General features: G+C 69.9%; 10 protein-coding genes. 7 read left to right on the forward strand and 3 right to left on the reverse strand.

Annotation, left to right across the window (positions count from 1 at the left end; genetic code table 11):
- Window positions 1-129 precede the first annotated feature (129 nt).
- On the forward strand, window positions 130-1386 hold the full coding sequence (locus B6R96_RS04815; RefSeq protein ID WP_203351590.1) for a sensor histidine kinase: 1257 nt from the start codon (window positions 130-132) through the stop codon (window positions 1384-1386).
- On the forward strand, window positions 1383-2042 hold the full coding sequence (locus B6R96_RS04820; protein WP_081521710.1) for a response regulator: 660 nt from the start codon (window positions 1383-1385) through the stop codon (window positions 2040-2042). The genes B6R96_RS04815 and B6R96_RS04820 overlap by 4 nt, the downstream gene beginning before the upstream one ends.
- A gap of 346 nt (window positions 2043-2388) precedes the next feature.
- Here the strand turns inward: B6R96_RS04820 and B6R96_RS04825 are convergent, their stop codons facing one another.
- Genes B6R96_RS04825 through B6R96_RS04835 form a run of 3 tightly spaced genes read right to left on the reverse strand, consistent with a single transcriptional unit; the run spans window position 2389 to window position 4652 of the window.
- A complete protein-coding gene (locus B6R96_RS04825) occupies window positions 2389-3606 on the reverse strand; it encodes an MAB_1171c family putative transporter (RefSeq protein ID WP_081521711.1) in 1218 nt (405 codons plus the stop codon).
- 9 nt (window positions 3607-3615) lie between these two features.
- Entirely contained in the window at window positions 3616-4134 is a 519-nt protein-coding gene (locus B6R96_RS04830) for an ImmA/IrrE family metallo-endopeptidase (protein ID WP_081521712.1), read from the reverse strand.
- Complete coding sequence (locus B6R96_RS04835; protein ID WP_237291322.1) at window positions 4131-4652, reverse strand: helix-turn-helix domain-containing protein; 522 nt, start codon at window positions 4650-4652, stop codon at window positions 4131-4133. Before B6R96_RS04835 ends, B6R96_RS04830 begins: the two co-directional genes overlap by 4 nt.
- Window positions 4653-5034: 382 nt before the next feature.
- On the opposite strand from B6R96_RS04835, the gene B6R96_RS04840 reads away from it, so the two are divergent.
- The 5 genes from B6R96_RS04840 to B6R96_RS04860 are packed head-to-tail and all read left to right on the forward strand — an operon-like array spanning window position 5035 to window position 10415.
- A complete protein-coding gene (locus B6R96_RS04840) occupies window positions 5035-6024 on the forward strand; it encodes a D-alanine--D-alanine ligase family protein (protein ID WP_159396282.1) in 990 nt (329 codons plus the stop codon).
- Entirely contained in the window at window positions 6009-7298 is a 1290-nt protein-coding gene (locus B6R96_RS04845) for an MFS transporter (protein WP_081521714.1), read from the forward strand. Before B6R96_RS04840 ends, B6R96_RS04845 begins: the two co-directional genes overlap by 16 nt.
- Before the next feature lie 23 nt (window positions 7299-7321).
- The gene (locus tag B6R96_RS04850) at window positions 7322-7963 is read left to right on the forward strand and encodes a cysteine peptidase family C39 domain-containing protein (RefSeq protein WP_159396283.1); all 642 of its coding nucleotides are present in this window, start codon (window positions 7322-7324) and stop codon (window positions 7961-7963) included.
- Window positions 7960-9117 (forward strand): GNAT family N-acetyltransferase, encoded by a 1158-nt coding sequence (locus tag B6R96_RS04855; protein ID WP_081521716.1) that lies wholly within the window; start codon window positions 7960-7962, stop codon window positions 9115-9117. Before B6R96_RS04850 ends, B6R96_RS04855 begins: the two co-directional genes overlap by 4 nt.
- A gap of 32 nt (window positions 9118-9149) precedes the next feature.
- Window positions 9150-10415, forward strand: coding sequence for an ATP-grasp domain-containing protein (locus tag B6R96_RS04860; protein WP_081521717.1), 1266 nt, complete (start codon window positions 9150-9152; stop codon window positions 10413-10415).
- The last annotated feature ends 4 nt before the right edge of the window (window positions 10416-10419 follow it).

The raw sequence follows: 10419 nt of genomic DNA on the forward strand, positions 1-10419 counted from the left end.
ACAACGGTGCCGGGCGACGGCCTCGCCGCTCATCGGGCCGGGGTTGACAATCGCCGCGCGCGCGTGTCAACCCCGGTTGTACAACCGGGGGTCGATGGCTCCTCAACGGCACACGGTTACGATCACCGGATGTCTGCCTCCGTGTCTTTGCCGCTACTCAAGCGCATACCGCCGGGCCTGTGGACGGCGCTGGCGTGGTCGGCGGCAGGGGTGGCGCCCATCGTCGAGTACGTCGTGATGCCGCCGGGGCCGACGTATTCGCTCAACTTTCCCCGGGACGGGCTCGATCCGGTTGGCGCCAGGGCTCTGCTTGCGCTCGCCTTCGTGCTGGTCCTGGCCGGTAGTGCGGTGCTGCGCCGCAGGACTTCGCCGGCGTACGCACTGGTGATCGCCGGTACGGTCGCCTCGACGGCGGCCTGGCGCCAGGACGAGATCCCGCCCCTGCAGTTCCTGGCCGTGGATGTGGCCCTCTGCTACATCGCGGCCGTCCGATCCCGGCGGAACTCGCTCACGGCGGCCGCGGCGGCACTCGGCGTGCTCACCTGCTATTTCATGCTGCGGCTGCTCGTGGGGGACGACTCCGGGATCGCCCCTGAGCCCTTCCTGGCCCTGACCGTGGTCATCGCCTGGCTCATCGGCAACTCGGCCCGTCAGGCCCGCGCCCACACCGCAGAGCTGTACGCACGGGCCGCCGCGCAGGCCGTCACCGCCGAACGGCTGCGCATCGCCCGGGAAATGCACGACACCGTGGCCCACAGCATCGGCATCATCGCCCTGCAGGCCGGCGCCGCAGCCCGGGTCGTCGAGACCCAGCCGGCCAGGGCCCGGGAGGCGATGCTCAACGTGGAGAAGGCGGGGCGCGAGACGCTGTCCGGGCTGCGGCGGATGCTCGGAGCCCTGCGTGAGGCCGACCAGGATCAGGAAGGCCCCGGCCAGGACGACGGGCGTACACGGGCGTCGCTGCAGCCGGCCGGCCTGTCGGACGTGGAACGGCTCGCCGCGACGGCCATGGCCGCCGGTGTCCGCGTGGAGGTGCGCCGGCAGGGCAGACGTCGCCCGCTGCCCGCCGACATCGACCTGGCGGCGTTCCGGATCGTCCAGGAGTCGGTGACCAACGCCGTACGGCACTCGGGGGCGGATTCCTGCCTCGTGCTCGTCGACTACCGCGCGGACGAACTCGCGGTCGAGGTCTCGGACCGAGGGAAAGGCGGCGGCACCAGCACAGGCAGCGGCACCAGCACAAGCAGCGGATACGGACTGATCGGCATGCGCGAGCGGGTCACCCTGCTGCACGGCGATTTCACGGCCGGGCCCCGTCCCGGGGGCGGCTTCCTGGTGGCGGTCAGACTGCCGCTACCGGCAACAACCGAGGCGGGAGCCACATGACCATCCGTGTCGTACTCACCGACGACCAGCCCCTGGTCCGCGCCGCACTGCAGATGGTCATCACGGACACCCCGGACATCGAGGTGGTGGGCGAGGCCGGAGACGGCGCGGAAGCAGTACGGCTGACGGAGGAACTCGCCCCCGACGTCGTCGTGATGGACCTCCGGATGCCCGGTATGGACGGCATCGAAGCCACCCGGCTGATCACGCAGAGCACCGGATCCGCACGCGTCGTCGTCCTCACGACCTTCGACGACGACGAGTACGTCTACGGGGCGCTGCACGCCGGCGCATCCGGATTCCTCGTCAAGGACATGGCCCTGGACGACATCCTCTCCGCGATCCGGATCGTTGCCGCCGGGGACGCCCTGATCGCCCCGGCCGTCACACGCCGGCTGATCAAGGACTTCATCGCCCGACCCGCAGCGTCACCGCCGCGGCAGGCGAAGCTCGATGGCATCACCGCCCGAGAACGCGAGGTGCTGACCCTCGTCGGCAAGGGCCTGTCCAATACGGAGATCGCCGGCGAGCTCTGCATCAGCATCGCCACCGCCAAGACCTACCTGACCCGCCTGCTCGCCAAACTCGATGCCCGCGACCGGGTACAGCTGGTGATCCTGGCCTACGAGGCAGGCCTGGTGGCAGCGCACCGGTGAGCGCCTCCGCCCAAGCGAACGGACCTGCCGGACCGACGACGGCGGCCACCTGGTCGGCTGGAGCAGGGGCGGTCCCGGCCTGACGGCGTGGGCACTGCGTTCGGTAGCGGGGGGTGCCGTAGCAGCCCGAGATGCCGGCGAGGGCCTGCTCGAACGCCGTGGCGTAGAGGCGCAGGGGCAGCTCGGCCGCGGTGAGCCGACCGACGGGGTGGCGGGCCAGGCCCGCCTCCTCAGCCGGCAACCTACGCCGAGACCCGGTGAGGCGACTCCTCTGCGTGGAGAACGGAGCGTCGAGCGACCACTCGTTCACGCAACGGCCCCGCGACGGGCACCACTTGTTGTCCTGTCAGGTGCGTGCGGGCGCTGCTTCCTCGGTGGCAGCGCCGGCATTGAAGCGAGCGGCGATCCGCAGCAGGGCGCGGACGTCGTCGTCCGGAGTACGGAGCGACTCGCGCGTGCGGGCATCGGCGTATTCGGCCGGGCCGAGTGCGGGATCCCCGCGGACATAGGCGGCCACTGCTGAGTGGAGCTGGTCGGCCGTCACGGCAGCAGCCAGCTCGGCCGCCACGAGTCCGGCGGCGCGATGGCGCTCCTCGGCCGTACGGCGCACCGACTCCTCCAGGTAGTGCCGCAGGGCCCACTGGCCGTCCCGGATCTCCACGGCACGGCGGTACAGACGCCACGCCGTGCCCCAGCTCGGCGAGCGGGTCGCCGTGACCGACCCTTGCGGTTCGAGCACGATGCCGGGTACGACGTCGTGCATCACGCTCCACAGGGGTGCCAGGGCCCGGTAGTCGCGGTGCGTGCGCAACCAGGTCTTCATGCGCAGGACGGTGTGAACGGCCAGCGTCGGGATGAAGAATCCGGTGAGGACGAGCAGGTTACCGATGTCGGCGAAGACCCACGCCAGGCTCTCGGTGGCCGCCGACGGTCCGCCGCTTCCGCTTGCTGCGGCTGCGACTGCGGCGAGTCGGATGGCGCTGTAGCCGAGCGTGAGCAGGGCCCCGGTGCCGACGACACGCAGTCCGCGTGCGATCCACACCTCTTCCGTGCGGCCGGCGGCTCTCCAGCAGCCGACGCCGAGGACGCCCTGCCCGATGCCGTACGCGACCACGTAGAGGACCAGGTACGTCTGGTAGACGCCGTAGCGGATGTACGTGGCCGTGAATTGCTGAGGCGTCGTCGGACCGCCGGCGGGTAGCAGGAAGAAGAGGGTGGTCAGTGCCAGGACGACCACTCCGCCGGCCGTGAGGAACAGCCGGGCCCGGGCCCGTGCGCGGTCCGGGGAGAGCGCCCAGTGGGCGAGGACGACGGATTGCAGCGCCACCTGCGCCGTCACGAAGCCGAACGCCATGAGGATGCCGATCGAGGGGCGGCCCGTGACGCCGCCCACGAACTGCCAGACGGGTTCCAGGGAAACCAGGAAGGAGCATGCGCAAAAGCCGTAGACGCCTGCGAGGGCGGCACGCGCCCGATCCTGCCGCAGACGTTGCGGGGAGGCCAGGAGCAGGAGGAATCCGGCTGCGGCCAGCGCCAGGCACACCGGATGGAGGAGCTGCTGCACGTTCCTTGTTCACTTCCTCATGTCGTGGCCGCCCAACAACGTCTCCGCGGCCCGGTCGTGCTGCTTGATGCGGACTCGGGGCCGGTGGACGTGGCGCTGCAGGTACGTGCCGACCAGCTCCGCCTCCTTCTCGTCGCCGTGGGCGTAGTCCGTGCGACCCAGCATCATCCTCACCACCGACGGGTCGAGCGTGGGGACGAGGCGCTCGGAGTCCGGGGCCGCCTGCGGCAAGGCCGCGAAGCCGCGGTGGTTGCAGAGGATGTGCGCCAATTCATGGGCGATGATGTGGTCTTGATGGGCGCGGCTCGTCTTCTCGTCGACGAATACGTAGTCGACGCCCTCCGCCATCCGGATCCACAGGCCGCACACGCCCCCTACGTTGTCCGCGGGCGACGGAACAATCCGTATGGGATACCCGGAGCGCTCCTCCACGGCGGGCAGCAGGTCCCGCACGCTGTCGACCGGCGGCAGCCGGAGACTGCGGACGAAGCGGCGGCTGTGGCGCCGCACGTCATCCGAGTACTTCACGAACCCTCCCCCTCGTCCTCGTCGGCCGCGCCGCTCCCGCTCCTCCCCCCTTCGGACGGATCGGATGCAAGGCCCTCCTTCATCCGAAGCTGCTCGACGGCGGCGAGGATCTGCTCCATGCTCGCCGGCGACAGCCCGGCAACGCGTGTCGCGACCCTCTTCACTCCGCTGTCGCGCAGTTGCCGAACGAGGTCCAGTTCGGCGTCGATCCTGCCTGCGGTGTCGTCGTCGAAGAAGTACGCCACGGGCACCCCGAAGAACTCCGCGAGCGCCTCGAGGTGCCGCCGGGTCGGGTTGTCCCGCCGTCCGGTGCGCAGTTGCCACAGGTAGACGTGGGAGAGCCCTGGCCCCCCGCGTTCCTGCAGCAGCTGCGCGACCTCCTTGTTCGAGTAGGGGCCCCGACCCGGCGGATGAACAGTCTCGAAGAGCCTGTCGAGTCTCTCTCTGAACGCTTCCTTGGACAGAACAGCCCCCCTGAGCAGCGGGATTAATGTTGGTTGACGACCTGCCACGATCATGCCAGACTCAGGCCCGTTAGCTGAGATTAATCGAACTGGCCAATCATCGTCGGGGAAAACCAGCCACACCGATCGCCCTGAGACAACGCGGCAGCCGGGGCGACCGGGGCGGGATTCCCTCCGGCTGTCCAACCGTGGGGACCGTGTGTCCCCCGTTGTCGTGGTGGTGCGGGGCCCTCACGGGACCCCGGTGCCGCAGGCGCACGTCCGCGCAGACCTGCGCGCGAAACCTCCCTCAAAACTTGACCGATTACCGTCCCCCACCCTGCCCGGCCGTCTGGGACGCCCAGCGGGCTGCCAGGAACCGGAGGGGTTGCCAGGAGCGCCGAGTGCGTCCGGCGCGCCTTCCCGTCCGGACGGAAAACGCCAGACAGGAGTCAATGTGTTACAGGCCGAGCTGTTACGCCACAAGAGGATTGCCGTGGTGTACGGCCCCGTTTCCGAAGAGGACAGCCTCTACATTCGCAACGTACCGCGCGAGAAGTGGTCACTCGCCGGCATTCTGGGCGCCCTTGAGGGCCTCGGCCTGCACGCCGAGCATGTGGATCCCACAGACACGGACTTCATCGAGCGCATCCGGCTCTTCGACGTTGCCTTCCTGAACGTGCACGGCCCGTACGGCGAGGACGGCAGGCTCCAGGGGCTGCTCGACTACCTCTCGATCCCCTATACCTCTTCCGGTGTCCTGGCCGGCAGCATCGGCATGGACAAGCTCGCCAGCAAGGCCGTGTTCAGCTACCTCGGAATACCCGTCCCACGGGCTGTGCCCGTCCCCCGTTCCCGGGCGGCCGAGGTGCCGGGCGACTTCTCGTTCCCCGCCATGCTCAAGGCCGTGGACGGCGGCAGCAGCGTCGGCATGGCCCTGGTCGGCGCCGCGGCAGACCTGCCCCACGAGGCCGAAGTCCTCAACAGCCGAGGGTTCAACCGGCTCTTCCTCGAGGAATACATCCACGGCCGGGCCGTCACCGTGAGCGTCATGGCCACGGAGTCGGGCCCGACAGCACTGCCGCCGCTCGAGTTCGTCACCGAGTCCGAGTACTACGACGAGTCGACGAAACTCGGGGGCTCCGGGGCGCCGCACGTCGAATACCGCGTGCCGGACCTGCCGCCCCACGAACTCAAGGACCTGACCGAGAAATCGAAGGCGGTCTACGAGTTCCTCGCCTGCCGCGGAGCCGTCCGGATCGACTACATGATCGACAATCAGGGCGTCGCCTACGCCCTCGAGGTGAACACCATTCCGGGCCTGCAGGACCAGAGCAATCTGCCCGTTTCCTGCCGCCTCGAGGGCATCACCTACCCCGAACTCATCACGTCTCTTCTGGTGAACGCCGTCGAGAATGCCGCACCCGCTCCATGGACAGCCGAGTGATCGCCAAGCTGCAACTGCTGCCACCTCCGGGCGGATTACGCCGGTTCGCCGTTGCCAACCTCATCAACACGGTCGGCAGCGGGCTGTACATCACCGGCGGCACCCTGTTCTTCACGAGGACCGTCGGACTGAGCGTCGAGCAAACGGCCCTCGGGCTGACGGTGGGCACCGGAGTGGGGCTCGCCCTGATGATGGTGTTCGGCCGGCTGGCCGACCGGTTCGGGCCCAAGCTCGTCTACGTGTCGCTGCTGGTGGTCCAGGCCGCGATGATGGCCGTGTTCACCCAGGTGCGCAGCTTCTCCTGGTTTCTCGTGGTCGCCACCATCAGCGGCATCGCAGATCGCGGCATCTCCGGCACCGTCGGCTCCCTGATCCACGCCATGAGCGACGGCGGCAACCGGATCACCGCCAGGGCGCAACTCAGGACCGCCACCAACGTCGGGCTGGGGCTGGGCACGCTGATCGCCGGCGCCGCACTGCTGGTGGACACTCCGCAGGCCTACACGTTCGTGGTGGCGGGCAACGCCGTCCTCTTCACTGCCGCCGCCTCGATGCTGGCCGGAGTGCACGTCGCGCACCACCGGGGGCCCCGCGCCGCAGCGGTCGGCGCCCGCGCACCGGGCCCGCTGCGCGACACCCGCTATCTCGCCGTCACCGCGGCCAACGGACTGCTGGCGCTGCACGCCAGCGTGCTGAGCTTCGCTCTGCCGCTCTGGGTCGCCGACCACACCGACGCACCCAAGTGGTCCATCGCCATGGTGATGATCGTCAACACGGTCATCGTGGTCCTCCTCCAGGTTCGGGTCAGCCGGCGGGCGAGTGCCGTACCCCAGGCGGCCCGGATGGCGCGGCTGACCGGTGTCGTGCTCGCTGCGGCCTGCCTGACCCTGGCGGCCACGGAGTCCCTGGGGCCCGTCCTCTGCATCGCCGTTCTCCTCCTGTGGACCGTGATCTACACGGCCGGCGAGTTGTGGCAGACGTCCGCGGAGTTCTGCTTCGGGTTCGAGCTGGCCTCCGACGACGCACAGGGCGCCTACCAGAGCGTCTTCGCACTGGGGCCGGGCGTGATGCGCGCCCTCGCCCCGACCCTGCTCGCCACGCTGATCCTGGGGAACGGAACCGCAGGATGGATCGTGCTCGCGGGGTTCTTCGTCGTGTCCGGCTTCCTGGCGTCGACGGCGGCACTGGCCGCGAACCGCAACCGGCACGCATTTCGACGTCCGGCCGCCACCCCCATGACGCTGCCCTCAGATCGGAGCGTCCCGTCCTCGTGAAGTCCCCAGCACGGAGCACCAAGGTGACCACACCCCTTCCCGTCCAGCGCTATCCCCAGCACTTCACCGCCGCGGAGCAGTCCGACACCGCCTTTCCCTGGCCCTCGGGCGGTCCGGAGGTCTGGGGGGAGAAGTGCTGCGGACTCGCCTGTCTGCGCATGATCCTCGACCACCACGGCCTGCCGGTCCCGTCCCAGCGGCACCTGTTGAGGGAGGGACTGGAGCAGGGCGCCTACACGCCCAAGGGGTGGATCCACCGCGGCCTGGTCGATGTCGCCGGCCTGCACGGGCTGTCCGGCGCGGCAGTGCCCTTCAGCTTCCCCGCGCAGTTGCAGAGCATCGCCGAGGCGGGACTGCCGAGCATCGTGTCGGCCAGCTTCCGGTTTCCCGAGGACGGCCGCAAGGGCGGACATCTCGTGGTGTTCCGCGGCGAGGCCGTCAAGGACGGCCAACGGTACGCGGCGTTCGCCGACCCGTCCCGCTGGGGTGCCGACCACACGGAGCTGCCCGCCGAACGGTTCTGGGCGAGCTGGACGGGCCGGGCCGTGGTCCTGTGGCCGCAGGACCGGCCGGCCGCGTGGATCGCCGACGCCGTCGGTCCGGACCTGGCGGACCTGCTCGGGATCTCTCCCGGGTCCGAGGCGCTGGTCGGGGAGGCCCGGTGAACATCGACGTGGTGAAGAGTCTCGACGGTGTCGACAGGGACGCATGGGACGCCCTGTCGGGCGGCTCGTTCTATGCGGGGCATGCCTGGACGAGGTACCAGGAGGCGGATCCCGGATCGTCCGTGCGCTACGTGCTGGTCCGTGAGGGCGACGGTCAGCTCGTCGCGGGAGTCCCGGTGTACCTCGTGGACTCCGAGGCGAGCGCCATGTACGACCCCGCACGGCTGTTTCCCGACCTGCCGCAGCAGAGTCGGGCCATGGGACGCACCGTGCTGGCGGGTAACCGGCGCGGTTACGCCAACCGCATCCTCACGGATGCCGGAGCGGACGCGGATCCGGAGCGGAAGCGGCACCTCACCGGTCAGCTCGTCGACGCCGTCAACCGGATCGCGGCGGAAGAGGCCGACGGGCACGCGTGGTGGCTGTACCTGGGCGATGCCGATGCCGAAGCCCTGTTGTCGTTCGGTGCGGGATCTCCGCCCAGGCTGCTCGCCGCGGACTGCGCCATCGCGCTGCCCGGGACGTCCTTCGAGGACTACCTGCAGTCCGGATCGAGCAACATGAGACGGCAGATCCGCAAGGACCGCGACGCGTTCCGTGCGGCCGGCTACACCTGCTCGGAGATTCCGTTCTCCGCCTGCTGGGACGAGATCAGTCCCCTCATCGCCTCCCACCAGCAGCACCACGGCGAGCGGTCCGGCACCGACTTCATCCGTGCCCTGATGCGCGGCCAGGCGGAGGCGACCGCCGACGCCGGTGTCGTGCACGCCTGCCGCAAGGACGGCGGGATGGTCGGCTGCACCCTCACCTATGTGACGCCCCACGAAGTCTCCTCCAGGGCCTACGGGTTCGACTACCGGCGCCCCGCGGTGGCGGCCGAGTACTTCGAACTCCTCTACTACCGGCCGATGGAAGCGGCCTATCGGGCCGGCGCGTCCCGCCTGCACCTGGGAATCGGCACCCTGCAGCCGAAGATCCGTCGCGGCGCCGAGGTCTCCCTGCTGTGGGGTGTACGGACCGGGGTGGCCGACGGCGGCGACTCCGGGACGGCACGCGCCCGCAACGCCGTCCGGTGGCAGCAGCTCGCCGACGACATGGGCGGCGCCGCCGAGCGGACCGCATCCGCATCCCGCTTCCTCGCCGATGCGCTGTGACGTCTGATCCATATTCCAGAGAAAGGCAGATCATGCCCGCGCACAACGCCTGGGTCGTGTTCGTGGAGTTGCACACGCTGCCCGGCGGCGGCAGCGGTCGGCTGGCGGCCGGCGGTGCCATCACGGCTCCCGCCCGTGCCCAGCTCGAGGCAGCCCGGCGACTCGGTTTCCGCACAGCGGTCGCCGCATCCGACACAACCAGCTACGGCAATCAGTTCGATGACGTGGTCGACGCATGGCTGGTGACCAACACCTCGGACGCCGCCACCGTCGTACACGTGCTCAAGGTACTGACCGGCGGGATCGCAGCCGTGTTCAGTTCCGTGGACAGCTTCGTCCGGACGGCGGCCGCGGTCGCCGCGAAGCTCGGCCTCGCCGGACCCCAGCCGCTGGGGTCCGGCATCGCCCGGGACAAGGCGGTGGCCCGGGCAGCCCTGGCCTCGGCCGGGCTCCCGGACATCCGGTGGGGGGTCAAGTCCGCGTACGCCCAGGACCTGGAGTCGCCGATCGGCTACCCGTGCATCGTCAAGCCCGTGGACGGTGCCTCCAGTTGGGACGTCGTCCTGGCCGAGGACGTGCACGCCGTGCGCGACGTGGCGGCCCGGCACCTGGAGCGGGCGTACGGCAGGCGCGTGCGCCCGCAGCGCAGGCTGCTGTTCGAGGAGGTCCTCGTCGGCCCGCTGTTCAGCGCCGAGGGATTCGTTGACGCGGGCGAGCTGCGCATCATCGGGTACTCGGACCGCGTGATGTCCGCTCCGCCCCGGTTCGTGGAACTCGCTGTCCGCTTCTCCGCCGAGCGCCCCTTCCCCGGTGCGGACGACTACGTGGCGCAGACGCTGGCAGCCCTGGAGTACGACTTCGGCGCCTTCCACCTCGAGTTCATTCTGACGGAGGACGGGCCGCGGCTGGTCGAACTCAATCCGCGCTTCGTCGGCGCCGGCGTTCAGCACGCCATCGGCGAGCTGACGGGTGTCCTGCCCGCCGACCTGCTGGTGGCGAAGCTGACGGGCAGCCCCGTGCCCGAATTCGCCTTCGAGGGAGCGGTCACGGAGCTGTACCTGACGGCTCCGTCCTCCGGACGGCTGGACGACGTGCACGGGCTGGACGAAGCGGTGGCCGTGGAGGGCTGCCGGGCTGCCGGCCTCTACGTCGCCCTCGGCGACGAGGTCAGCAGTGGGATCGAGTCCAACAGCCAGTACATCGGCTACGTGCACGCCGTCGGACGCTCCCGCGAGGAGTCGTACGCGATCGCCGTGGAGTCGGCGTCGCGCATCTCCTACGGGATCCGAGAGCGATGAACGC

The sequence above is a fragment of the Streptomyces sp. Sge12 genome (genome assembly GCF_002080455.1).
In the GTDB taxonomy this organism is placed as follows: domain Bacteria; phylum Actinomycetota; class Actinomycetes; order Streptomycetales; family Streptomycetaceae; genus Streptomyces.

What these genes read in the sequence shown, in the direction of transcription:
- B6R96_RS04820 (WP_081521710.1), top strand. Translation starts at nt 1,383, where the DNA reads ATGACCATCCGTGTCGTACTCACCGACGACCAGCCCCTGGTCCGCGCC.
- B6R96_RS04835 (WP_237291322.1), bottom strand. Translation starts at nt 4,652, where the DNA reads ATGATCGTGGCAGGTCGTCAACCAACATTAATCCCGCTGCTCAGGGGG.
- B6R96_RS04860 (WP_081521717.1), top strand. Translation starts at nt 9,150, where the DNA reads ATGCCCGCGCACAACGCCTGGGTCGTGTTCGTGGAGTTGCACACGCTG.
- B6R96_RS04845 (WP_081521714.1), top strand. Translation starts at nt 6,009, where the DNA reads ATGGACAGCCGAGTGATCGCCAAGCTGCAACTGCTGCCACCTCCGGGC.
- B6R96_RS04815 (WP_203351590.1), top strand. Translation starts at nt 130, where the DNA reads ATGTCTGCCTCCGTGTCTTTGCCGCTACTCAAGCGCATACCGCCGGGC.